The 23,456-nt window shown below is 62.8% G+C and carries 17 protein-coding genes and 2 pseudogenes; 6 read left to right on the forward strand and 13 right to left on the reverse strand.

The annotated features are described in order from the left end of the window. Nucleotides 1–405: 405 nt before the first annotated feature. Nucleotides 406–1,326 (forward strand): DUF808 domain-containing protein, encoded by a 921-nt coding sequence (locus IEW17_RS18590; RefSeq protein ID WP_188563566.1) that lies wholly within the window; start codon nt 406–408, stop codon nt 1,324–1,326. 496 nt (nt 1,327–1,822) lie between these two features. On the opposite strand, the gene IEW17_RS18595 is transcribed toward IEW17_RS18590, so the two are convergent. The 4 genes and pseudogenes from IEW17_RS18595 to IEW17_RS21115 all read right to left on the reverse strand — a co-directional run bounded on the left by IEW17_RS18595 (nt 1,823) and on the right by IEW17_RS21115 (nt 6,118). Then, a complete protein-coding gene (locus IEW17_RS18595) occupies nt 1,823–2,038 on the reverse strand; it encodes a hypothetical protein (RefSeq protein WP_188563567.1) in 216 nt (71 codons plus the stop codon). A 266-nt stretch (nt 2,039–2,304) separates the two neighbouring features. Beyond that, nucleotides 2,305–2,975 (reverse strand): annotated as a pseudogene (locus IEW17_RS18600) (IS1595 family transposase). 403 nt (nt 2,976–3,378) lie between these two features. After that, complete coding sequence (locus IEW17_RS18605) at nt 3,379–4,434, reverse strand: response regulator (protein ID WP_188563568.1); 1,056 nt, start codon at nt 4,432–4,434, stop codon at nt 3,379–3,381. After that, nucleotides 4,412–6,118, reverse strand: coding sequence for a sensor histidine kinase (locus IEW17_RS21115; RefSeq protein ID WP_229749131.1), 1,707 nt, complete (start codon nt 6,116–6,118; stop codon nt 4,412–4,414). Before IEW17_RS21115 ends, IEW17_RS18605 begins: the two co-directional genes overlap by 23 nt. Nucleotides 6,119–6,608: 490 nt before the next feature. On the opposite strand from IEW17_RS21115, the gene IEW17_RS18615 reads away from it, so the two are divergent. From IEW17_RS18615 to IEW17_RS18625, 3 genes are all read left to right on the forward strand, one after another. Then, a complete protein-coding gene (locus IEW17_RS18615; protein ID WP_188563569.1) occupies nt 6,609–6,977 on the forward strand; it encodes a YbbN family protein in 369 nt (122 codons plus the stop codon). A gap of 270 nt (nt 6,978–7,247) precedes the next feature. Beyond that, nucleotides 7,248–9,569: a glycosyltransferase family 4 protein gene (locus IEW17_RS18620; RefSeq protein ID WP_188563570.1), complete on the forward strand. Its 2,322-nt coding sequence runs from the start codon at nt 7,248–7,250 to the stop codon at nt 9,567–9,569. Further along, a complete protein-coding gene (locus tag IEW17_RS18625; RefSeq protein ID WP_188563571.1) occupies nt 9,566–10,570 on the forward strand; it encodes a glycosyltransferase family 4 protein in 1,005 nt (334 codons plus the stop codon). Before IEW17_RS18620 ends, IEW17_RS18625 begins: the two co-directional genes overlap by 4 nt. Before the next feature lie 16 nt (nt 10,571–10,586). Here the strand turns inward: IEW17_RS18625 and IEW17_RS18630 are convergent, their stop codons facing one another. The 8 genes from IEW17_RS18630 to IEW17_RS18665 all read right to left on the reverse strand — a co-directional run bounded on the left by IEW17_RS18630 (nt 10,587) and on the right by IEW17_RS18665 (nt 20,800). Further along, nucleotides 10,587–12,095, reverse strand: coding sequence for a glycoside hydrolase family 130 protein (locus IEW17_RS18630; protein WP_188563572.1), 1,509 nt, complete (start codon nt 12,093–12,095; stop codon nt 10,587–10,589). Nucleotides 12,096–12,288: 193 nt separating this feature from the next. Then, the gene (locus IEW17_RS18635) at nt 12,289–13,206 is read right to left on the reverse strand and encodes a universal stress protein (protein WP_188563573.1); all 918 of its coding nucleotides are present in this window, start codon (nt 13,204–13,206) and stop codon (nt 12,289–12,291) included. 74 nt (nt 13,207–13,280) lie between these two features. Next, entirely contained in the window at nt 13,281–14,267 is a 987-nt protein-coding gene (locus tag IEW17_RS18640; RefSeq protein ID WP_188563574.1) for an HAD-IC family P-type ATPase, read from the reverse strand. A gap of 441 nt (nt 14,268–14,708) precedes the next feature. Next, complete coding sequence (locus tag IEW17_RS18645; protein ID WP_229749132.1) at nt 14,709–15,434, reverse strand: VIT1/CCC1 transporter family protein; 726 nt, start codon at nt 15,432–15,434, stop codon at nt 14,709–14,711. Nucleotides 15,435–15,567: 133 nt separating this feature from the next. Continuing rightward, complete coding sequence (locus IEW17_RS18650; RefSeq protein ID WP_188563575.1) at nt 15,568–18,114, reverse strand: cation-translocating P-type ATPase; 2,547 nt, start codon at nt 18,112–18,114, stop codon at nt 15,568–15,570. Between the two features lie 446 nt (nt 18,115–18,560). Continuing rightward, nucleotides 18,561–18,920 carry a DUF6799 domain-containing protein gene (locus tag IEW17_RS18655; protein WP_188563576.1) on the reverse strand — a complete coding sequence of 120 codons (360 nt, stop codon included), beginning with the start codon at nt 18,918–18,920 and terminating at the stop codon, nt 18,561–18,563. A gap of 308 nt (nt 18,921–19,228) precedes the next feature. Continuing rightward, nucleotides 19,229–19,861: an RNA polymerase sigma factor gene (locus IEW17_RS18660; protein ID WP_188563577.1), complete on the reverse strand. Its 633-nt coding sequence runs from the start codon at nt 19,859–19,861 to the stop codon at nt 19,229–19,231. A gap of 651 nt (nt 19,862–20,512) precedes the next feature. Then, entirely contained in the window at nt 20,513–20,800 is a 288-nt protein-coding gene (locus IEW17_RS18665) for a YtxH domain-containing protein (protein WP_188563578.1), read from the reverse strand. A 468-nt stretch (nt 20,801–21,268) separates the two neighbouring features. Between IEW17_RS18665 and IEW17_RS18670 the strand changes: the two genes are divergently transcribed. After that, on the forward strand, nt 21,269–21,514 hold the full coding sequence (locus IEW17_RS18670; RefSeq protein ID WP_188563582.1) for a hypothetical protein: 246 nt from the start codon (nt 21,269–21,271) through the stop codon (nt 21,512–21,514). Nucleotides 21,515–21,556: 42 nt separating this feature from the next. Further along, nucleotides 21,557–22,640 (forward strand): annotated as a pseudogene (locus IEW17_RS18675) (IS701 family transposase). Nucleotides 22,641–22,934: 294 nt separating this feature from the next. Here the strand turns inward: IEW17_RS18675 and IEW17_RS18680 are convergent. After that, a complete protein-coding gene (locus IEW17_RS18680; RefSeq protein ID WP_188563580.1) occupies nt 22,935–23,303 on the reverse strand; it encodes a hypothetical protein in 369 nt (122 codons plus the stop codon). Between the last annotated feature and the right edge of the window lie 153 nt (nt 23,304–23,456).

A 23,456-nucleotide genomic window follows, 5' to 3' on the forward strand; every position in this document is an offset into this window, starting at 1 on the left:
GCCTGGATTGCAATAGTTAACATTCGCAGAACCCTGAAGTTCTGCTAACTCAAACAGCTTCTAAGGAAACCGTGCTGGTACTGACCGAAAGCATGCACCTGCTGTCGCTGACCCGGCAGGAATGCGTGGACAGCGCCATCGCCGTGGAGCTGCCGGAAACGTTCAGGAGCCCGGCGGCCCGCCGGGCGAAGCAGCGCGCGTCAAACACGCTGTTAACTTTGCTGCGGAACCGGTGGCGGCTCTCACGGCCCGGGCCTCCTGCCCGCCGAACGTGTTTGACTGCTGCAGCCACCACCCCCTGCCGGGAAGTGACGGCACCGCCCGCGAAACCGCGATGTCTTGCTGGCAGTTTGAGCAAAGCATTCCCTTCTGACAACAAAAACCACGCAACGAACACATAAAACTATGGCTTCAGGTCTTTTTGCGTTATTGGACGACGTTTCCGCTTTGGTAAAAGCCAGCGCGGCGAGTTTGGACGACGTGCCGGCGCAGGTGGCCAAAACCACCGGCAAAGTTTCCGGCATTGTCATCGACGACACGGCGGTTACGCCCAAGTACGTCGTGGGCCTGGACCCCTCCCGGGAGCTTTCCATTATTTTTCAGATAGCGAAAAAGTCCCTCGTCAACAAACTGTTCATCCTGACGCCGGCGGCCTTGTTGCTCGGGTACTTTACTCCCTGGGCCATTACGCCCATTCTAATGGTGGGCGGGGCGTATTTGTGCTTCGAAGGGTATGAGAAAGTACACTCCCTGTTTAGCAAGCCCCCCGATGTGGATGCGGAAAGCAGGCAGGTAGAAACGATTACGCCGGAGGAGCTGGAACAGCAGCGGGTGACGGGGGCCGTGCGCACCGACATCATCCTGTCGGCGGAAATCATGGCCATTGCCTACAGCCAGGTAACCGAACAGACGGTGGTCAACCAGATTGTGGTGATGGCGGCCGTGGCGGTTTTTATCACCGTGGCCGTTTATGGCTTCGTGGGCCTTATCGTGAAAGCCGACGATGTGGGCGTGCACCTGGCCCAGGGCAAATACCCCCCCGCGGCGCAAAAATTAGGGCGCGGCATCGTGAAATTCATGCCGCGCTTTCTGAGCATCCTGAGTTACGTGGGCACGGCTGCAATGCTCTGGGTCGGGGCCGAAATCATCGCCCACGGCATTCCGTTCACCAGTCACCTACTGGACGCCCTGGCACAGTCCTTGGCCCATGTCCCGGTGGTGGCCTGGCTGGCCAAGGCGTCGGCCTGTGCGGTCGGTGGGCTAATGATTGGTTTTGTGGTGGAGAAGCTGGTGAGTCTGTTCAAGAAGGCATTTCGCAGGCAGTAACCAGGCAGTAACGAAGAACAAACCATCTGCTCGGCTTCTTGGCGCTGAGTGCTGTTTGCCGAATACTGCCGATTCCCCCGCTCCACACGCGGGCCCCGCACGTGGCCAACGCCATCGCCGCTGGCCCGCCCGGGAGCTGGCAGCACATCAATTTGCACGGCGAGTTTGACTTCTGGCCCTAGTTAAAAGTTTGGTCCAAAGGTTAATCGGCGAGCTTGTCAACAACCGTTTTTACACAGATAGGGGTCGCACAATAGTAGGAACGGAAAACAACGGTAGGGGGTGCTGTTCGGGCGGGGCGTCTCAGAATACATCCGTTTTAAGGTGTTCAAGGCATTTCTGAATGACGGGTGGCTTTTGCCGTCTGAATGCGCCTCGTTTAGTTGTCTCGTGAATCAGTGATTCTTCTTGACCGTAATAAATAACTAAATGAGACGAAAACGGCTTCTAGACGCTGAACCCTGACATCATAAAGGCCTACCGGGAATTTCTGTTCTTACCCTTGCGCTACCCCTGTTACCACCTGTTGCATAACGGTCCAGACCAGCAGCGCCACAAAGCCAACTGGGGTGTCGGCAAAGGTGGTTTCTTTGCCGAAGGTCAAGTACTGGCGGGTGTCGATGCGGCCGGAACAGGCCACAAAGGTGTCTTTTGCAATAGCAATCCCCACCACGTATTTGAGGGGGGCCGTGGATGAATGCGCAGTAGCCATACACAAGGGAAAAAGGAGAAAGAACCTAGCCAGTCAGGCTTTTACCGCAACTATCCTTGTACAAATACGGGATACTGGGGCGAGCCCAGTTCCCTCCATACGGTGCAGTCTTCAGGCAAAAACGGAAAACGGGGCACCGACTCTTTTGCACTTGGTCAGTCCCAAAAGGCTGCCGTTAGGGCGGATGGGTGTCCCCGTTTTATTCTCTGGCTACCTCTCAACTGAAAGGCAATGCAATCATATAAGGGCTTAGAAAGCAAACCAAATCAGAGGGGCTGTTGACGGAGTAATTTAAGGAGCCATTTACAGAGGTCTTCGTACCGGTGATTGAAGCGAAATTTGAGCTCTTTCAGGTGGAGCAAAAAGGGGTGTTTGGGCAGGTCCTTGAACGGGTGCAGCCGGGCTTTGGCGAAGCGCCAAAAAGACGCGGTCCCATTGATGCGCGAGGCGCCCTGCACGAATTCGTCCCGGCCGTGGCGGACGCGAAAGGGGCGGTCGAAGCCGACGTCTACCGGCCCGTCGTCGCCGCGCCAGCAGCCGGTGTTGCTCATCGCAGCGGCGTCGATTTTGCCGCGTATGATGGCCTGCAACGTCTTTTTTGAGCAGTCAGGAACGATTTCCGTGTACCCCTGCCCGCCGCGTTTGAACAGACCGAAGCCGCTGGTTTTGCCGCCCGCCCCGCGGCCCCGTTGGCCGCGCACCCGCCGCGGGCCGAAGGAGCTTTCGCCGGGTTCGACGGCCCCGCTCAACTCGGCCGGCACCGGGTCTGCAAACGGCGGCGCAAACGCAGGGACACTTCGTTGACCGGACGCACGCTCGGGTCTAGGAGCCGGGCCGCGTCCGGGGCCGTCAAATCCAAGGCAAAAAGCCGCAACAGGCAGCGAAATTTGACCTCCGAAATTTTGCTGCACTTCCAGTAGCGGTTAGCTGGTTGCACAACAGGAAGTTATGCCCCTTTTCTTGACTTTTGCTTCCCAAGCCCCTTGTTTAACAACACCCAACTGTCAGCTGATATGCTGACTTTGCTTGACCCCGGCCACGGCTGGGTGTATAACTTGTTTAATGCTAATAGACTTGTTCCCGAATAAGGAATGGCTGAAATTTTTCGGCGCTTTTAGCTACTGGACGGTCTTTTTTGCTTGGTCAAGCCAGTATCCTCTGATTCTTTGAGCAGCTACTGTTTCCAGCTCTAAATACTGCTTGGAAAACAACCGATTTCTTATTGAGGAACAAGTCTAATACCATTGAACAGGTGCTGCGGCACACACGTGTCCCGGTCCTGCTTCTATCAGCTGAGGTCGCCTCAGCTTAGAAACGATGAGGGCCCAGTTTCGCAGTGGCTACCAGTTCGCCCGGCGGAGCTTCTCGGGCGCCAGGACCCGAATGCTCTTGGGCGTGATTTCAATCAGCCCGCCGGCCTTGAACTCGTTGAGCGTCCGGCTTAGTGACTCGGGCGCGGTGCCGACCATGGCGGCCATGTCGTCGCGCGAGAGGTGAATGCCGGCGTCCGCGGCCGTTTCGCCCTGCGCGTGCAACTGCACCAGCGCATCGGCCACACGGCGGCGGATGGAGCTGTAGGCCATGGCCAGCAGCTGCGTTTCGCGCTCGCTCACGCGGCCCGCCAGCAGGCGAATGAACTGCTGGCTCACTTCCAGGTTGCGCTCCAGCAGCTGCGTAAAGTCGTCCTGCGGAATGTAGAGCAGCTCCGATTCATCCACGGCCACGGCCGAGTCAACGTGGGGCGTACGTTGCAGCAGCGGCAGGTAGCCGAAGAACTCGCCGGGGCCGTAGAGGCCGGTTATCAGCTCCTTGCCGCCACCGGTGGCTTTCACGGTTTTCACGCGGCCGGCCTGCACGAAGTACACCCGCGTGGGCTCGTCGCCTTCGAGGTAGATGTCCTGCTTGCGGCGAATCGGGTGGACTTTGCGGTCGGCCGAAAGGCTTTCGAGGCCCCCCACGGCGCGGGCATCGTCCAGAAACCCGCCCAGGCCGCCTGCCGCTTGCAGGTCGTAGTCGGACTTGAGGTGCTGGAAGCGGCTCAGGCGGCCGGCAATGGCGCTCAGCAATTCGGTCTTGTTGAAGGGCTTGGTCAGGTAGTCGTCGGCGCCGAGCTCCATGCCGCGGCGTTGGTCGGTGCGCTCGGTTTTGGCGGTGAGAAAGATGAACGGCACGCCCGCCAGCTGGGCATTCTGGTTGAAAACCTGGAGCACGCCGTAGCCGTCGAGCACGGGCATCATGATGTCGCACACCACCAAATCGGGCTTGGTGGCCAGCGCGGTTTTGATGCCCACCTGGCCGTTTTCGGCCAGCAGGACGGTGTAGCCGGCCATTTCCAGGAGTTCGCCCGTGTTGGCCAGGATTTCGGGGTTATCTTCAATCAGCAGAATGGTTTTCATAGGGAAGGGTAAGGGTGACGGTGGTGCCCTGCGCCAGCACACTGTGCAGGGCAATGGTGCCGCCCATCAGTTCCAGGTAGCGGGCAATGATGTAGAGGCCCAGGCCGGTGCCCTGGACGGTGCTCACGCTGCGGGCCCGGAAAAACCGCTCGAACAAATGCGCCTGGTCCTCCTCGGAAATGCCCACGCCGGGGTCCTGCACCACCAAGGTGAGCTGGTGGTCGTTGCAGGTGGCGCCGACGGTCACGACCGCGCCCTCGTCGGAGTACTTGAGGGCGTTGGAGAGCAGGTTGACCAGGACTTTGCGCAGCAGCGAGGCGTCGAGCCACAGGGAGTTGGGGCACTGCACCTGCCAGTCGATGCGCTGGCCGGTTTTGAGCAAGGCCTGCACGTCGGCCGTGGTTTCGGCCACCAGGTTGGCCAGGTCCAGGTTGGCGGGGTGGGTTTCGACTTTTCCTTCCTCAATACAGCCCACCGACAGGAATTCTTCCAGGATGTTGTTGAGGTTGGTGACGGCCCCCCGGATGCGCTGGACGTGCTTCAGGCGCTGGCCCTGCTGCGCAGTGGTGGCGTAGTCTTCGATAAGCTCGACGGAGGTGAGCACCACCGTGAGCGGGGTGCGAAACTCGTGCGAGGCCATGGACACAAACCGGGACTTGAGCTCGCCCAGCTCCTGCTCGGCGGTAAGGGCCTGGGCCAGGTCGCGGCTCCGGAGCTCCAGCTGGTTGAGCGTGATGAGCAGGGCATTGGTGCGGTCGGTTACCTTCTGCTCCAATTTCGCGTTGCTGGCCCGCAGCCGCTCGGCGCCGGTAGCCAGTTCCGCGTTTAGCTGCTGAATTTGCTGCCGGGCCAGCACCTGCTCGGTCACGTCGGTGGCCACCACGGTGATGCCCGCGACGCGGCCGTCGGGCTCGCGCAGGGGATTGTAGACAAGATTCCAGTACACGGTGACGCGCTGGCCGGCGCGGTCGATGAACGAGGGCAGTTCGTGGGCCACGTGGGCCACCCCGGTGGCCAGCACCCCGTCCAGCAGCTCTTCAAAGCCCTGGCCTGCCGCCTCGGGCAGCAGCTCAAATACGGGCTTGCCCTGGGCCTGGGCCTGGGTGCGGCCCCACATGGCGCACACGGCCGGGTTGGCCCACTGCACCACGTAGCGCGGCCCCATCATCACGGCCACGGCCACCGGAGCCTGCTCAAAGATGCGCTGCAGCTCCCCGCGCTGCGTTTCGGCTTCGGCACGGGCGAGCACCTCGCGCGCCTGGCTTTCTCGTAGGGCGAGTTCCACGGCGGTGCGGGGCTGGTCGGCCGTGTCGGTGAAGCTCACCAGCAGCCCGGCACCCACGCGCTGGCACGCCATGCGGAAGTAATTATCGTAGCCGCTGGACTGGTAGTTTAACTCGTGCGTGCCAGGCCGGCCCGAAAGAAACGTGTCGCGCTGAAAAGCAAAAGTGCCATTGGTAAGGACATCAGGGAATTGTTGCAGGAAAGTCGTTGCCACCACGGCCGACAGAGCCAACATCCGCTGGGCCGCCGGGTTAAGGTAGGCGAAGGCAAAATCCACCACCTCCTGGGCCGGGCTGAATACCGGGGTATAGAGCACGACGCCCGTCAGCGAAATATCAGCCAGGGTTTCCAGCAGCTCCTGCGGGGGGAATACAGCGGGCGCAGCAGTGGGGGAGGTCATGAAGCGGCAGCAACAGGTAAGAACCAGGTCCCGGCCAGGGTTGGCCCAAAAAGGAGGGGAGGCAACCTGGTCACGTAGCCACGTAGCCGGAAGTCGTTTCTGCTATACGGGCCGAACGGCATTCCGCCGGACCAAGCCCCAAGTAGCGGGCGCGGGGGTAGTTAATTGATGGTAGGTCATCCAGCAGGCTCATGATGAATGTCAACCGCTCGCTTGATGCGCATCATGGAGCCGGTGGAGGGGGGCATCTACTTTTGGGTGCTTAATGACCGGCCCCACAGCCGCCCGAATTTTGCTGCTACTCGCCGTCACTTTGCTATTGCTGACCGGTACTTCCTGCGGGGCCGGCCCATTGAAATCCGGCAACAAGCACGCTGCACTTTTGAACGCCAATACCTCTTTATCTGACAACTGACCGCCCCCCCCGGTGCCCGGTGCGCCGCCCACTACGTGCCTCCCGGCGCCATCCGTTCCTGCTGTTTCCTGCCCCATGACGTCAGCCCCGCTCATTCCTTCCCCGCCCGCGCCGGCAGTGCTGCTCGTCCTGTTGCCCGTGGCGGTATCGGACGCGGCACGGGCCGGCCGGGCCACTGTTTTGGCTGGTCTGAGCCGGCTGCAACGGCAGTTGGGCGCGGCCATTCAGGTGCTGCGCGTGGACGAGGCTACTTACCCGGCCGTGGTGCACAGCTTCGACGTGGGAGGGCTGCCCGCCTTTGTGCTCACCTGGCACGGCACCGAACTGTGGCGTGCACAGGGCCTACCCGACGAAGAAGACATCGCGGCCCTGCTGCTGAGCAAGCTGCATTCGGTTGCCGCTGCTCCGGAAGTGTTGGAAACCAAGCCGGTGCCGAAACCCTGAACCCGGCCCTAAGCAAGAGCACGAGCGTGGCCCGGCGGCTGCCCAACCACAAACTGGCCGGCGCGGCGTCAGTGGTGGCACCGGGCGCGGCATCAACGTGCCCGGAGGGCCTGCGAAAGCTGGGGCTGGCGGCGCTGCCGGCCGATACGGCGCAGGGCCGAATGAGGTTGAATTTGGCGCTGTAAGTACTTAAGCATAAAAATTATTACGGTCCTGCTTCTACTTTCTGACCTGCCACTTCGGCTGACTACTCACCCACTAAAACTCACCATGAAAGTTGCCTATTTATCGACCTACTTGCCCCGCGAGTGCGGCATTGCCACTTTCAACAGCAACGTGGTGCAGGCCATTCTGACCAACCTGAAGCGGCAGGGCCAGAGTCGGCAGGCCAGCGGGTTTGGGGTGGCCCTGAACGACTCGGACGCGCTGGATGAGTACGAATACCCCGAGGATGTTCGGTTCGTCATTCGGCAGGAGCGGCAGAAAGACTACGTGCAGGCCGCCAACTTTCTCAACACCAGCGACGCCCATGTGTGCTTGCTGGAGCACGAGTTCGGCATCTTTGGGGGCGAGAGCGGCATTTACCTGCTGCCGCTGCTGCACCGGCTCGAAAAGCCGCTGGTGACGGTGCTGCACACCATTTTGCGGGAGCCCACGCACACCCAGAAAATCATTATTCAGGAAATTGCCCGCCGCTCGGCCCGGCTGGTGGTCATGAGCCGCCGGGGCGTGGACTTCCTCACCGGCATTTACCAGATTGACCCGGAGAAAATTCAGCTCATCGAGCATGGCGTGCCCGATTTGGAGGCGCCCGCCGTGAATCCGCTGCTGCGCGCGTCGCCCTTCCGGGGCCGGCGGGTGCTGTTCAGCTTCGGGCTGCTGAGCCGCAACAAAGGGCTGGAAACGGTCATTCGGGCGCTGCCGGCCATCGTGGCCCGCCACCCGGACGTGGTGTACGTGGTGTTGGGCAACACCCACCCCGGCGTGGTGCGCCACTCCGGCGAGGAGTACCGCGAGCAACTCAAGCTGCTGGCCCTGCAGCTGGGCGTGGACCGCCACCTGGTGTTCATCAACAAGTTCGTGGCCGAGGAGGAGTTGATGCACTACCTGTCGGCCGCCGCCATTTACATCACGCCCTACACCAACGAGGCGCAGATTACCAGCGGCACGCTCTCCTACGCGGTGGGCGCGGGCGCGGCCGTGGTGTCCACGCCCTACTGGCACGCCCAGGAGCTGCTGGCCGAGGGCCGGGGCCGCCTGTTTCCTTTCAAGGACGCCGACGCCCTGGCCGAAACCGTGAACGAGCTGCTGAGCGAGCCCGAGCAGCTGGCCGCATTGCAGCGCAAGGCCTACGAATACGGCCGCCACCTGCGCTGGCCCATTATCGGGGCCGAATTTCTGCTTGTGTTGGAGCAAGCCCGGGCCGGGGCCGAAACCGCCGGGCTGCCGCCCCGCCCGCTGGTGGACCCGGAAATCATGCCCGAGTTCAGCCTGGCCCACGTGCGCCGCCTCACCGACGACACTGGCATCGTACAGCACGCCAAGTACGGCATCCCCAACCTGAAGGAAGGCTACTGCCTCGACGACAACTCCCGGGCCCTGACCATGGCCCTGATGGCCTACCAGCAGCACAAAAGCCAGGAAGCCCTCGACCTGCTGCCCATCTACCTGAGCTACATCCACTACATGCAGCGCGACGACGGCAACTTCCGCAACTTCCTCAGCTTCCGGCGCGAGTACCTGGACGACATCGGCTCCGAGGACTCGTTCGGGCGCACGGTGTGGGCCCTGGGCTACCTCATCCACTGCGCGCCCAACAACTCGTACCGGGAATTCGCCGGGGAGCTGTTCTTCCGCTCCGTGCCCCATTTCCGGCAGCTGACCCACCTGCGGGGCATGGCCAACACCATGATTGGCCTGGCCTACTACCTCAAAACCCACCCCGACGATGAAGGCATGCTGGCCGAGCTGGGCCTGCTCACGGCCACGCTGCTGCGGGCCTACGCCGCGCACCACGGCCCCGACTGGCACTGGTTCGAGGAAAAGCTGACGTACGACAACGCCATTCTGCCGCTGGCCCTGCTGCACGCCAGCGAGGTGAGTGGCGACGAAGCCGCCCGGCGCGTGGCGCTGGAGTCGCTGCGCTTTCTGGAGGGCCTGAGCTTTAGGGGCGGGATGCTGAGTCCGGTGGGCAACCAGGGCTGGTACCACCGGGAGCCGGCGGGCAAGGTGCCGCTGTTCGACCAGCAGGCCATTGAAACCATGGCCATGGTGCTGCTGTATTTCCAGGCCTACCGGGCCACCCACGAGCCGGCCTTCATCGGGCAGATGTTCGTCAGCTACCAGTGGTTTTTGGGGGAGAACATTCTGCGCGTGCCTCTCTACGACCAGGAAACCAAGGGCTGCTGCGACGGCCTGCAGCAAACCGCCCTCAACCGCAACCAAGGCGCCGAAAGCACCCTGGCCTACCTCATTTCCCACCTCACGGTGCTCAACGCCCTGGCCCTGGAGCACGAGTACGACCCGGCCCGCGCGCAGGCCGCACCCCGCGAGCCCGCGCCCGCGCAGCAGGAGCTGGTGCCAGCGCCATGAAAGTAGCCGTGCTGGCCTCCGTAGCCTGGCGCACCCCGCCCCGGCACTACGGGCCCTGGGAGCAGGTGGCGTCCAACGTGGCCGAGGGGCTGGTGGCGGCGGGGGTCGACGTCACCCTGTTCGCCACCGCCGATTCCGTGACGGCGGGCACGCTGGCCGCCGTGGTGGCGCGGGGCTACGAGGAAGACCGCACTCAAGACGCCAAGGTGCTCGAGTGCCTGCACATCAGCCACCTAATGGAGCGGGCGGCCGAATTCGACCTCATCCACAACCACTTCGACTTCCTGCCGCTCAGCTACTCGCGGCTGATTCCGACGCCGATGGTGACCACCATCCACGGGTTTTCGTCGGCCCGGATTCTGCCGGTGTATCAGAAATACGCGGCCACGTCGGCCTACGTGTCCATCAGCAATGCCGACCGCCAACCCTCGCTGCCTTACGCCGCCACGGTGTACAACGGCCTGCGGGTGGCCGATTTCAGCTTCGTGGCCCAACCCGACGACTACCTGCTGTTCCTCGGGCGCATTCACCCCGACAAGGGGCCGCTGGAAGCCATTCAGATTGCCCGGCAAAGCGGCCGGCGGCTCCTGCTGGCCGGCATCGTGCAGGACCAGGCGTATTTTGACGAATGCGTGCAGCCCTATCTGAGCGACACCATCAAGTTTCTGGGGCCCGTGGGGCCGGCGCGCCGCAACCTGCTGCTGGGCAACGCGGCGGCCCTGCTGCACCCCATCCGGTTCGAGGAGCCGTTTGGGCTGAGCGTGGCCGAGGCCCAGCTGTGCGGCACGCCGGTCATTGCCTTCCGCCGGGGCGCCATGCCGGAGCTGATTCAGACCGGCCAAACGGGCTTTTTGGTTGGCAGCGTGGGCGAAGCCGTGGCAGCCGTGCAGCAGCTTGAGCAGCTTGACCGCGCCGCCTGCCGGGTGTGGGCAGCGGCCAATTTCTCGCAGGAGAAAATGGTGGCCGACTACCTGGCCGTGTACCGGCAGCTGTTGCGCTGAGCTTACGGGCACTTGCTTATGGCGCAGATGCCACTAGCGGCGGCAGCGGGGCCGCTACTGCCGAGCACATATCCAAGAGCTTATCCAGCAGCTGCTTCAAATCCACGGTCACGAAGGAGGAGCAGTAATCGGACAGGCCGTAGGGAATAACCAGCTTGCCGTTGTGAATGATGGAGCCGCACGAGTAGAGCACGTTCGGCACGTAGCCTTCGCGCTCTTCCTTGTTGGGTATGAGCAGCGGCTCGCTCAAGCGACCGATTTCCACGGCCGGGTCGTCCAGGTCCAGCAGGCTCACACCCAGGCAGTAGCGCCGCATGGGCCCCACGCCGTGGGTGATGATTAGCCAGCCGTGCTCGGTTTCGATGGGCGGGCCGCAGTTGCCAATCTGAATGAATTCCCACGGGCTTTGGGGCTCCTGAATCTGCACCGCGTGCTCCCATATGGTCAGGTTGTCGGAGAACATGAGGTAGTTGCGCCAGCCGTCGATGCGGGAGAGCATGGCGTAGCGGCCGTTAATCTTGCGCGGGAACAGCGCCAGGTTCTTGTTGTGGGCCCCGGCGCCGTGCAGCGGCATGCCCCGAAAGGTGTAAAAGTCGCGGGTCATCAGCAGCTTGGGCGCAATGCCGAGCCCGTCGTAGGCCGTGTAGGTGGCGTAGTACACGATGCCGCCGTCGTCTTCCACGAAGCGCACGAACCGGGCGTCCTCCATCCCCTTGCGCTCAAAGTCGGACACCGGAAACAGCACCCGGTCCGAGATGTCGGTGTCCAGCGAAAACGTCAGTTCGTAGTAAGTGTCGGCCAGCCAGAGCACTTGGTCGTAGCCGCTTTTCAGGGCGGCGTCGGGTTGGGCGGCCTGGGCTTCCAGCACCACTTTCTGCAATTGGTTGTACTCGAACCGGTCGGCGAGCTGAGCGGCCACTTCCGCCACCGCCGCCGCGGGGAGCCGGGCGGTGAAGTCCTGCGCAAAAAACGCCTGCTTGTGGTACACCGCGCTGCGAACCGTTTCGGCCTCGTCGATGTAGCCGCCGGCCGGTAGCAAGTGGATGTTGGCGTCCTGGTCGAGCACGGCCCGGCGAAATACGATGGACGAAATGTGTCCCTCGCCCACCGCCCGGAAGCTGATGATGACGCGCTTCTGGCCCACTTCCAGCTCCGTCTGGTCGGGGTCTTCCACAATGGACGGGTTGAAAAAGGCCGCCGACTCGATGGAGTATTCGTGGGTGAAATAGGAGCCCAGCAGCAGCTTACGGTAGGGCTCAACTTTCTCAAAATCCAGGCCCAGCGCCGGAAACAGTTCCTGCAGACGGGCACAATGGCGGTTGAGCACCCGGGTAATGTTGCGGTGCCGCTTGGAGTATTCCTGCAAAATGGGCGAGATGGTGCTGAACACGTCTTCCTCGCTCAGCGCCATCACGCGGCCAATGACATGCCGGGCCCGCTCCTCGCCGTAGAAAAAAAAGCGGGCAATGACCCGCTTCATGTCCGGGTACACCTTAACGGTGGCTCTCTCGATGGTTAAGCGCATGGGATTTAGATAAGTAGTTGGAAGCGAACGGCAAGATGGTCATTTGCGGTTTGTCCGCGTGTTGTTGGCGGTTTGGCTACTTATTGCTTTTGACTGAGTACACCAGCAAAAAAAAGTATGGAAGGAACAGCCGCTACCCGGCCCCGCCCGAAGCCGGTAACGGCTGGCCAGTGGCGCAAACGGCATAGGGCGCTCAGGAAGCCGGGGCCAGGCCGTGGAGCACGGCAGTGACGTTTTGGATTGCGGTGTTAAAGCCAATGCTTTCCCCGCTGGGCACCTCAGTGGCCACGGGCAGCACTAGTACGGACACGGGACAGCCGGTCAGCAGCTGGGCCGTCACGCTGCGGTGAAACAGCTCGCCCACGTAGCTGCGCTGGCGGGCCAGCACCACCACCAGGTCGGCCTGGAGGTCCTGCACCGCAGCCAGCACGCCCTGGGCATAGTCATCGTGCTCGTAGCCGCGCAGCTCCGGCACGGGCAGCCCGTCCACAAGGCTGCTGGCCTGCACGGCCCGCAGGGCCAGGGCGCAGCCTTCGTCGTCCTCCACGCCGCTCGATACGTGCGCCACAAACACTTCGGCGCCGGGCAGGGCCAGCAGCGGGCGCAGGGCCTGTACTTCGGCGGCCAGCGCGAAGGGCTCCCGGTCGGCGGCAATCAGGATGCGGCGCGGCGGGTGGTCGGTGGGGGCGTTGGGCGCCACCACCAGCAGCGGGTAGTTGCCGGCCCGCAGTATTTCGGCGCAGGATGTGACCAAGTCGGCGGCGGCGGGGCGGGCCTCCTCGGGCTGGCTGAGCACGAACAGGGCCGGCTGGTGGCGGTTGGCCAAGTCCTGGGCCACGGCCGGCAGCAGGTCGGTGGCCACTTCCACGGTGGCCACGGTACGCAGGCCTTCCGCCTGCTGGTAGAGCATGGCCGCCGTATCGGTCTGGCGCCCCAACTCCTCCTGCTCGTAACCCTGGGCGATGCGGGCGTTGGGGTCGAACAGCGCGGCGCGGTTGATGTGCAACAGCACCAGCCGGCCATGCAGGGCCTGGGCCAGGGTGTCGGCGTACTGAATGGCACAGCGGGCGGGCGGGGAAGAGCCCGCAAAAACGACAAGCGTGAGGGACATGGCACGGGAGGTTTAAGTGGAATACAAATTGGGCAGGCCGATGAAGCGGAGCAGTGGGAAGCCGCCGCGCCGCGCTAGTGGCTAAGCGCGGTCCTGATTTTAAGAAACTCGTCGATGTTGTTCTGGTCGATAACGCCCCGGAACCGCTCGTTTTCCAGCACCGGATAAAAAGCGTTGAGCTTGCGCCGGGCCCGGTCGTATACGTCGCCGAGGCCCGCGCCGATGTCCACGGTTTCAAACTCCCGGTTCATTACCGTGGCCACGGCCACGGTGCCACGGTCGGCCCGCAGCGACTCGATAATCAGCAAGCGCGTCATCACGCCCACGGCCCGGTCGTGCTCCACCACAATCAAGTCCTGGTCGGAGCCGGAAAGCAGCTCGCCCACGTTACTTGACATGATGTAGCGGATGAACTTGACGATGTTGTCAAAAATTCGCCGCCCATGCTTCACCGCCGTCACGATGGTCACGAACGTGCCCTTGTAGCCCAGATTTACCCGGTCGCCGAGGGCGTACTCGCCCGGCGGCAGCGCGTTGGGGTTTTTCGCCGCGTTGGCCGACTCGCCGGTGAGCGACGATTCGTCCATTTTCAGCACGTGGGCCGCCACGAAGCGCACGTCGGCGGGAATGACGTTGCCGGCCTCGAGCAACACCACATCGCCGGGCATTAGGTCGGCGGCGGCTACGCGCACGGCTTGCTTATCGCGCAGCACCTGGGCTTGGCTGGCGGCCATCTTTTTCAGGGCCGCCATGGCTTTCTCGGCCCGGTACTCCTGCATGAAGCCCACCAGGGCGTTCAGCAGCACAATGGCCAGAATCACGTAAGTCGATTTCATCTGGCCCACCACGCCCGCCAGGATGGCCGCCGCGATGAGCACCAGAATCATCATGTCGGTGAACTGGTGAAGCAGCAGCTGCCCCACCGACTTGCGGCGGGCGTCGGCAATCTGGTTGGGGCCGTGCTCGGCCAACCGCTGCCGGGCCGTGGCCGCGGTGAGGCCGGCCGGCGTTGTGCCGAGCGAGCGGGCAACTTCTTCAACGGGGACGAGGTGGTAGTCCATCAGGCGGGGGCTTGGGGCGGCAGTGGAGCGACCAGGGCCGAAAGACTAAAACTACCCGGCCCCACCGACCCCCACCATGACCAAAATCACCGGCGGGGTTGACCTTTGACTTTGGGTAAGCGTGCAGACCAAAGTAGTGGTAGTGGCAATAATGGAGGCATCGCAGACGGCCTCAGCAGTAGCCGATGGTCCGGAGCACCAGCAGAAGGACACAACCACCAGGGTAGCGCGCAACGGAGGCTCGTCTTCGACAATCAGTCCTTTCGTAAGCAAGGGCCTTGCGCGGTTTCGCAAACCACGTACGGGGCGGCATGTGGAGACGCGACCCTTCGCGTCTTGATGTTGCACTGCCCACGTGCCGAGACGCGAAGGGTCGCGCCGCTACCCCCAGCGGCAGCGGCACCCCAACCGAAGAACTGTTGTAAAAGAGCGCCGCAATTTTCAAGGGGACCCAAGTGCAGGGCTGACTGATTCAGTCAGGGAGCCACGTTGAAAAACGTGCCCACCCCGGCCGTCAGGGCCATGGCCAACGCCCCCCAGAAGGTAACCCGAACTACCGATTTGAGCACCCCTGACCCGCCGACGTAGGCGGCGAGCCCCCCCCAGCGCCGCCAAAAACACCAGGGATGTAAGCGAAACGGTCCAGGCCAGCAGTGCCGGGGGTGTCATCAGAATGATGAGCAAGGGCAGCGCGGCCCCCACGGTAAAGGTGGTAGCCGAAGCCAGGGCGGCTTGCACGGGCTTGGCGTTCAGCACTTCGGAGATGCCCAATTCCTCCCGCGCATGGGCACCCAACGCATCGTGAGCCATCAGCTGTTGGGCCACGGTGTCCGCCAAGGCGGGCTGCAGGCCCCGCGCCACGTAAATGGCGGCCAGTTCCTGCTGCTCGGCCAGATTATCGGCAAGCAATTCCTGTTGCTCGCGCGCCATGTCCGCCTGCTCTGTGTCGGCTTGGGAGCTCACCGACACGTACTCGCCCGTGGCCATTGACATGGCCCCCGCCACCAGCCCCGCCACCCCGGCCACCAGCACGCTGTGCGGCGAGGCGTTGGCCACCGCCACCCCCACCACCAAGCTGGCCGTGGAGATGATGCCGTCGTTCGCCCCAAGGACGGCGGCTCTCAACCAGCCGATGCGGTGCGTCCGGTGCTGTTCCAGGTGTCTCATAGTTGGCGAGAAAAATTAAAAAGGAAGGAATATTCGTTGCGCGAGGGGCTTACCCAGTTAGCACCGTGCAGCCCTGCCGAATCAGGCCCGTCCCCAACTGCCGGCCCAGGAGCGGCAACGCGCCGCACCAGGGTCATATTTTCTGCTGCTGCCCCCGCAATACGGCCTTGTACCCCTCCACCCAGCCCACGCCCACCAGCGCGGCCAGCGCACACCAGCCCAGCGCCGCCCCCGACACCGGCGCAAACTCAAACAGCGCGCGGGCCGCCGGCACTCCCAGCACCACCACCAGCAGCGCCAGCGTGAGGCCCAGCAGCAGCCACAGCACCCGGTTTGGCAGCCGAATGGTTTGCACAATCGACTGCGTAAACGAGCGGTTCGCCAAGGTGAGAAACACGTTGCTGAGCACCAGCGTGACGAAAACCAGCGTGCGGCCCACGGCCACGGGCTCGCCCCGCTGCATGGCCACGTAGTACACGCCCAGCACGGCCACGGCAATGCCCAGGCCCTGCACGAGGCTGCGGGCCAGCTTGGCCCCAGCCAGGAAGGTGGCCGTGAGCGGGCGGGGCGGCTGCTGCATCTGCCCCACCTCGGCGGGCTCGTTTTCGAAAGCAATGGAACAGGTAGGGCCCATCACCAGCTCCAGAAAAATGACGTGCAGCGGACTGAGCAGGTTGGCCCACTCCCAGTTGAAGAGCAGGGGCAAGGCCACCGTGAGGATAATCGGGATGTGGATGGATACGACGTAGAACACCGCTTGCTTGAAGTTCTGGTAGATGCGGCGGCCCTGCGCGATGGCCGCCACCATGCTCCCCAAATCGTCATCGACCAGCACCAGCGAGGCGGCCTGCCGGGCTACTTCGGTGCCGCGCCGGCCCATGGCCACGCCAATGTGGGCCGCCTTCAGGGCCGGGCCGTCGTTCACGCCGTCGCCGGTCATGGCCACCACCTCGCCGTTGGCTTTGAGGGCTTCCACCACCCGCAGCTTGGCCTCCGGAAACATGCGGGCGAAGACGGCCGTGCCGGCGGCCCGTGGGCGGAGCGCGTCGGCATTCATTTCCATCACCTGCTGGCCGGTGAGCAGCGTGTCGGCCCCCGGCAGCCCGATTTGGCGGGCAATGGCCTGGGCCGTTTCGGGGAAGTCGCCGGTAATCATCTTCACCTGAATGCCCGCTTCGGCGAACGAGCGCAGGACGGCCGCCGCGTTGGCTTTGGGCGGGTTTTCGAGCGCCACCAGCCCCAAAAACGACCACGCGAAATCGTCCTGCGCGGCCGGGAAATCTGGCGGCGTGTACGTGCCCCGTGCCACGCCCAGCACCCGGTAGCCCTGCGCCGACAGCTCCTGGGTAACGCGGCGAATTTCGGCCGCGAGGGCCGGCACCGGGCGGCACACAGGCAGCACGTGCTCTACCGCCCCTTTAGCAGCCACCACCGCTTCGCCGCCGGACGCCTGGCGCACGTGCGTCATCATGGGCGGAGTACCGGCCAGTGGGTATTCGTGCACCAGCGGGCGGGGCACGGCGGCCCCGGCCGGGTCGGCGGCGGCGTAGGCCGCCACAATGGCTTTTTCCATGGCGTCAAACGGCTCATCCTCGCTGGCCCAGCGGGCGTGGGCCAGCACCGCGCCAGCCGTGGCCGACAGCGCCCCGGCCGTGGCCCCGGGCAAGTCCACGAGCACAGCGGTGGCGCCGTCGTACAGCTGCCGGACGCTCATGCCCTCCTGCGTGAGGGTGCCGGTTTTGTCGGCGCAAATGACCGTGGCCGAGCCCAGGCTTTCCACGGTTTGGGGCTGCTTGGTGAGCACGCCCAGCCGGCTCAGGCGGGCCGCGCCCAAAGCCATGAAGCCGCTGAACGCCACGGGCAGCTCCTGCGGCAGCAGCGACATGGCCAGCGTGAGCGCAAACAGCAGCGCCGTGGTCCAGTTGCCGGAGCGGGCGAAGTTGATGCCCCAGACCAGTAGGAACGCGGCCACGCCCACCCACGTCATGCGGGCCACGAACTGGCCCACCTGGCGCTGTAACGGCGTTTTTTCGGCCACGATGGTGGCGATGCGCTGGCCGATGCGGCCCAGCTCGGTCTGGCTACCCACGGCCGTGACCGTGAGCCAGGCGCTGCCCGAGGCGGTGCTGGTGCCGGCAAATACCGGGTCGCCGGGACTTTTGATTACCGCCACCGCCTCGCCGGTCAGGATGGCCTCGTCGAGCGAGAAGTCGCTGGCCACGTCCAGCCGGCCGTCGGCGGGCACGCGGCCTCCTTCCTCCACCAACACCGCGTCGCCCACCACAAGGTCCTGCACGGGCACGGCACCCTGGCGGCCGTTGCGCCGAACCTGCGCCCGGGGCTGGGTTAGCTCGTGCAGGGCCCCCAGGGCCTGGTCGCTGCGCACGGACTGGTACACCGAAATGCCCGCCACCAACAGTAGCGCCACGCCCAGGGCCAGGGCGTCCTCCAGGTGGCCCATCCAGAAATAAATGACGCCGGTGGCGAGCAGCAGTACGAACATGGGGTCGGCTACCACTTCCCGCAGGGTGGCCAGCAGCCCCGAGCGGGCATCGGCGGCGAGGACGTTGCGGCCGTGCGTGGCGCAGGAAGCCGCCACGGCCGCGTCCGTCAGCCCCAGTGCTGGCCCGTCGGCTGCTCGTCTTTCTTCAATTGCCGGCCCACTTCTAATTGCTTCCATTATGATTGGTGATAAGCGGCCGATGCCAAGGCAAAAAAACCCGGTGCACCAGCAGCGGGTAAGAGCGTGGCACAGCAGGTTCAACACCGTGCGCGCCACCAGCTCCTCGGCGGTAATGGTCGGGTCGAGGCGGTATAGCAGCAGCAGTGGGTGGCGATTCTAGTCAGCGGCCACAAAGGCCCGCGCAGCCGGCCCGCGAAAGGCCAGGCCCGCGCGGGCCGGTGGATTAGTCAGCGGCGGCTCCCATGGGCTTGAGCTGGCGGTGCTTACCCCCGAAGTACCAGGTGAGGGTGGCAACGGCAGCCGTTACGGTGTTGGAAATGTGGGTGGTAACGGGGAATTTAGAGTTTTTTTTATGGCTGGAAGTGGGTTGGTGAGCCAGGAGTGGCGCGGGGTGAAAAAAGGAAATTTGGCTCGCGGGAAGGCCCGCCCAGCCCAGCTTCAGCTTACATTTTCGGGGGGCGCACTTTGGGGCCGGGGAGTCCGTCGGGGTGCCGCGTGATTGTGCCGTTCATCAGCATGCTCTGGCCTTCTTTCAGCATCACGGTGGTGCCGTCCTTGCGCTGGCAAGTGCCGTCGGGCATGCACAGCGAGCCGTCGCCCATGGTCAGGGTGACGGTCATGGGGGCCATTTTTCCATTCTCCACCAAAAGCATGTTGCCGTCCTTCATCAGGCAGTAGCCCTTGGTGGACTGGCCGGTGAGTTGGGCGGCGCGGGCCGCTTTAGGGGCGGTAGTTTGAGCGCGGGCCGCACCGCCGGTTCCGGCAAGCAGCAGCAGAGACAAAAGGGCGGTTGTGTGTTTCATGAGTGGGGTTTGGGGTTTGAAGCACTTCGGGTGCCAGCGTAGCGGCCGGCATAGCTGGCAGATAATACTGCATTCGGTACCGCACAAAATTCAGCCTCAATGCCTGCCAACACCCTGACGATAGCCGGCTTATGGCATGACTTTCATCAACTTGCCTCCTCGCTGCAACCCCGCCCGCCCAGACCATCCCCCAACCTTTAACCTGCGCCGCACGCTGGCGGCATTGCTTACTATCATTATTTTACGGCCGCCCACTCTTGTGACCAGATGCAAAACGCCTCGCCTCCGGGAGTCTTTTTGGGAGCCGTTCAAATAGCTGCCTTGTTATCCTGTAATAGCTGCAGCAGCAACTCCCGCGCCCGGAACAGTTGCGCTTTTACGGTACCGAGGGGCGCGTGCAGTTCCGCCGCCACTTCCGCATAACTCAACTCCTCGAAGTAGCGCAGGCACACGAGCCGGGCATATTTGGCCGGCAACCGGGTGACGAGCCGCTGGATTATCTCAATACGCTGCTGCCGGATAAACGCCTCCTGCGGATTGGGGGCGTGGTCGCGCACGTCCAGCAGAAAGCTTTCCCCGTCGCCCAACTGTCCCGCGGCATTCAGCGGCTGGGTTTTCAGTTTTTTTCGCCGGACAAAATCGATGCAGCCATTGGTGGCGATGCGGAACAGCCAGGTGCTGAACGCAAACTGGGGCCGGTAGCGGGACAAGTGCCCAAAGGCCTTGGCAAAAGCTTCCATGGTCAGGTCGTCGGCATCGTCGGGGTTGCGCACCATGCGCAGCGCAATGTGATAGACGGACTTGCGATAGCTGCGCATCAACGCTTCATAAGCCTTGGCGCTGCCGTCCAGGGCCGCCTGAATCAGGGCCAAGTCGCGTTGGGCTTTGGGCGAAAACCCGCGTTCAATTTCGGTTTCAACAACAAGTGCAGCAGAAAGCATAAGCAGTGAGAAAAAAGCAGGATTCAAAAAATGCGCAACCCGCGTTCAGTCGGGATGTGCTGCCAACTGTAAGGGTTGGCAATAAGTGGTTGTGACAGCTGCCGGGCCCGGGTGGCAGGCCGGGTTCAGGTGATTTTTTAGGATAATACACTGTTCAGCAGCGGATAATGTATTTAGTCCGGGGTGGATTGGTTGGGCTCCATGGGAATAAAAAAGAAGTATAGTGCGCGGCATCAGCTGCCGGTCGAGGTAGTGCCAGCGGTGACCGCAAGACCGACTTGCCCGTATAGGATTACCTCCATGCAATCAGGATTATGAAGCTTCCAACCAAACCCGAACTGCCGGCCTGGGTCTTTCTGCTCCTCCGTCTGGCATCTGTCGCCTTGGTGGGCATCGTTTTCTGGCTGGTTACGCGCTGCAACCCCTGAGCCTGCGCGTTGCACTCCGGGTACCCAACCCCAACCAGAAAGCACCCGCCCGCCGAGTTCCGGACGCGCCTGCTCTTATTCAGCTGGCGCGAAGAGGCGGGGGCAGCCGGCGTAACGGTGAGACGGGACCACGTACACGTTGCCGGTACGCAGCCGGCCGTGGAGCGTGGTTGGCTGCGCCAGCACGGAAGCCGCTCGATGTGGATTCCTTGCCGCTGGCGTTCTATTCGGTAAGTAAGCGCTCGGGGTGCATCGCCAGGTTAGGGGCGGCGGTGGGCGCCGGCCGGCGGGTGGCCCGGGCCAGGGGCCAGGTGTTCCATCGGCTCCAACGGCCAGTCAGAGTTCGCGACCAATCCCGCAGGCGCGCCGCCAGCCGGGCGCGGGAGTGCTGCCCCGAAGCGGGTGCCCACAACATGCCCGCCGTGAGTCCTGCCAGGGAACTCGCCCCAAAAGCCGACCAGCGGCCCAGCGCCGGAATGCGGGCACCACGCGGTTTTGGTGTTGTTTTCATGAGAAATAGATAAGGAAGGTAAATGGCTAGCCGGAAATTGTGGTCAAGGATGCGGTGGCCGGAAATAACCGCCGCGCGGCTGTTCGCTTAAAAGGGCAGCGAGCGCCGCGTCTGGATGACCGGCAGGGCACGTAGAGCGGGCAATAGCCAAAAATGCCCGTCAGCGCCAGCAGCGACCAGCGCAGCAACGTCGGCCCGCTTAGCTGCTGCTACTACAACGGCACCCCAGCAATGACCGCCGCGAGTACCGGGCGAATCGTGCGGTCAATAAAAAGTGCATTCATACCCCTGGTTGACAGTTTGTTGAAGGCGATAATGCTTCGCTTACCATCGCCCGGCCCGGGTATAATCGGCAGTGGAAGCGGCCTGCAGCGTAATCCGGAAAATGGGGGAGAAAAGTAGGCCGAAGGTCCTAACAATCCTGGCTTGGAACCATGACCAGCGTCAGGTCAGCACCTGATTCTGGTCATGAAAAGAATTGGGGCCCGCGGGCGTTGCTCGCGCCGGGAAAATTTCGTATTGGCCGCCTCTCGCTTACCGCCCCGGAGTGGGTCGCGCTGGTGGGGGGGCCTGCGGGCCATGAACGCCAACCACGACGGCTCCGCGCACGGCATTTTTACCAACCGCGTCGGCGTGCTGACCAACGACTTTTTTACCTTGCTCACGAGCATGGACTTGGCCTTCTTACAGCAGCGGGGGAATAAAATTAACTGATGTTACGCAGTCGTTGGGTCAGTTTATTCGTTTAGGCGCTTTATGATGACTTGCACGCTGGACCTGTACACGGATTATTTGCTGAGTTCGACGGGTCCGACGACGGCCACGGGCTTGTCGCGGCTGCTGGACGGGGCGTTGAGCCACGACCACATCACGCGCTGGCTGAGTCAAGGCACCTACGGCCCGGCCGACATCTGGCGGCCGGCCAAGCCCCTGATTCGGCAGGCCGAGGCCCGGCGGCCGACCGAAGAGTTTGCCGTGCTCATCGTCGACGATTCGGTGCTGGAGAAGGCGCACACCGCCGCTAACGAGCTGATTTGCACCCATTGGGACCACCGCCAGCAGCGCTACGTCAAGGGCCTGAACTTCGTCAGCCTGCGCTACCAGGCCGGCGAGCTGGCCCTGCCCATCGCCGTCGAGCTGGTGCGTAAAACGGTGCCCGTTTACCAGCCCAAGACCCAGAAAACGAGCTACCAGAGCCCGTTCACCAAGAACGAGTACCTGCAGCAGATGCTGCGCGTGGCGCAGCCGCAGGTGGCCTACCGCTACCTGCTGGCCGATTCCTGGTACGCCTCGGCCGAGAACATGAACCTGGTGCGGGCCCTGGGCCATCACTTCGTTTTTGCCCTCGAAAGCAGCCGCACCGTGGCCCTGAGCGACGCCGACCGGGCCCAGGGCCGGTTCCAGGCCGTGCAGTCGCTGGTGTTTGCCGATACGCAGCCCTTGCGCGTCTATTTGCGGGCCGTTAGAGAAGCGGTGCTCGTAACCAGACAAGTCTTTACAAACCAGGACGGGAGCCAAGGCATTTTGTATCTGGTCAGCAGCGACACCGACCTGGACCAGGCCCAACTGACCACGATTTACCAGAGACGGTGGAAAAGCGCATCAAGCTTTTTGTGTGGAAGAATACCACAAGTCGCTCCAAGAGAATGCCTCCATGGGCAAGGCGCCCACCAAAACCCTGGCCACGCAGGCCACCCATTTCTTTGCCGCCGTGCTGGCCTACACCAAACTGGAAGTGCTTAAGCTCAAGTGCGGCATCGGGCATTTTCGCCTCAAAGCCCAGCTCTATACCGTCGGGCTCAAAGCAATGTACCAGCAACTCGGCCAACTCCGTGCGTAACATCAGAAATTAACTTAAGCCCCCGGCGCCTTATTCCAACTTTGGAAGGGCAGCCATCCACACACAGTTATAATCACCGTGGCTGTTGCAGAACTCGGTTCGGCGGCGCCAGGCGAACGCTCGACGCACCTTCCGACGCTAGAAAAGTGCTCAACCGGGGATTTTACACGCACATTATCGCTCGCCTACCTGGTTTCTGAACGAACCAGGGAGTTCTGCAACAGCCACCACCGTTTTTCTGAACTAGACATCGCGTTGAACATTGGGCCAGAAATTAATGCCTCAATAACTCACTCAGTCGAGCGTCGAGGCCATGAACCGTTTGTGCCGGGTATAGCGCCCGGCCGTGGCTGCGAGCAAATGCGGGAACGCCTTTTCCAAGGGTTGGCTCACCAGCAAAGACGTCAGCAAATGCGTCTGCCCGTGGCACCTGATTTTCAAGTAGTGGTAAGACTGAAAGGCGAAGTTTTCCCAATCCGTTTGCAGATACACACCCCCAGCAGCGTGCAACTCAACGGCCTCCATTTTCAGGTACGGCAGTACAAGCGTCGCTCCCGCCTGTCTCACCTCCAGCCGGTCCTTAAACGCGGCGACGCTTGTGTGACGGTTGCGCAAGTAATACTCCCCATGCATGCACAGGCCGGGGGCGAAGTACGGAGCCATGGCTAACAGGATAAAGACCACCGAAGATGCATAGTGAGGTGGTCCATTTAGGCTGGACAGTTTAGGGCAGTAAGTGCTTGTTCTAAATTAAGTGGCCACGCATAAGTAACGGTGAATAATTGCGTGGTATTTTTGGCCTATGTTAGCTCCTTT

Origin of the sequence: Hymenobacter frigidus (assembly GCF_014640435.1) — a bacterium.
Lineage (GTDB): Bacteria > Bacteroidota > Bacteroidia > Cytophagales > Hymenobacteraceae > Hymenobacter > Hymenobacter frigidus.

Bases quoted from the DNA above. Each gene is read 5' to 3' on its own strand.
- IEW17_RS18590 (WP_188563566.1), top strand. From the start codon at position 406: ATGGCTTCAGGTCTTTTTGCGTTATTGGACGACGTTTCCGCTTTGGTA.
- IEW17_RS18595 (WP_188563567.1), bottom strand. From the start codon at position 2,038: ATGGCTACTGCGCATTCATCCACGGCCCCCCTCAAATACGTGGTGGGG.
- IEW17_RS18605 (WP_188563568.1), bottom strand. From the start codon at position 4,434: ATGAAAACCATTCTGCTGATTGAAGATAACCCCGAAATCCTGGCCAAC.
- IEW17_RS21115 (WP_229749131.1), bottom strand. From the start codon at position 6,118: ATGACCTCCCCCACTGCTGCGCCCGCTGTATTCCCCCCGCAGGAGCTG.
- IEW17_RS18615 (WP_188563569.1), top strand. From the start codon at position 6,609: ATGACGTCAGCCCCGCTCATTCCTTCCCCGCCCGCGCCGGCAGTGCTG.
- IEW17_RS18620 (WP_188563570.1), top strand. From the start codon at position 7,248: ATGAAAGTTGCCTATTTATCGACCTACTTGCCCCGCGAGTGCGGCATT.
- IEW17_RS18625 (WP_188563571.1), top strand. From the start codon at position 9,566: ATGAAAGTAGCCGTGCTGGCCTCCGTAGCCTGGCGCACCCCGCCCCGG.
- IEW17_RS18630 (WP_188563572.1), bottom strand. From the start codon at position 12,095: ATGCGCTTAACCATCGAGAGAGCCACCGTTAAGGTGTACCCGGACATG.
- IEW17_RS18635 (WP_188563573.1), bottom strand. From the start codon at position 13,206: ATGTCCCTCACGCTTGTCGTTTTTGCGGGCTCTTCCCCGCCCGCCCGC.
- IEW17_RS18640 (WP_188563574.1), bottom strand. From the start codon at position 14,267: ATGGACTACCACCTCGTCCCCGTTGAAGAAGTTGCCCGCTCGCTCGGC.
- IEW17_RS18645 (WP_229749132.1), bottom strand. From the start codon at position 15,434: ATGAGACACCTGGAACAGCACCGGACGCACCGCATCGGCTGGTTGAGA.
- IEW17_RS18650 (WP_188563575.1), bottom strand. From the start codon at position 18,114: ATGGAAGCAATTAGAAGTGGGCCGGCAATTGAAGAAAGACGAGCAGCC.
- IEW17_RS18655 (WP_188563576.1), bottom strand. From the start codon at position 18,920: ATGAAACACACAACCGCCCTTTTGTCTCTGCTGCTGCTTGCCGGAACC.
- IEW17_RS18660 (WP_188563577.1), bottom strand. From the start codon at position 19,861: ATGCTTTCTGCTGCACTTGTTGTTGAAACCGAAATTGAACGCGGGTTT.
- IEW17_RS18665 (WP_188563578.1), bottom strand. From the start codon at position 20,800: ATGAAAACAACACCAAAACCGCGTGGTGCCCGCATTCCGGCGCTGGGC.
- IEW17_RS18670 (WP_188563582.1), top strand. From the start codon at position 21,269: ATGAAAAGAATTGGGGCCCGCGGGCGTTGCTCGCGCCGGGAAAATTTC.
- IEW17_RS18680 (WP_188563580.1), bottom strand. From the start codon at position 23,303: ATGGCTCCGTACTTCGCCCCCGGCCTGTGCATGCATGGGGAGTATTAC.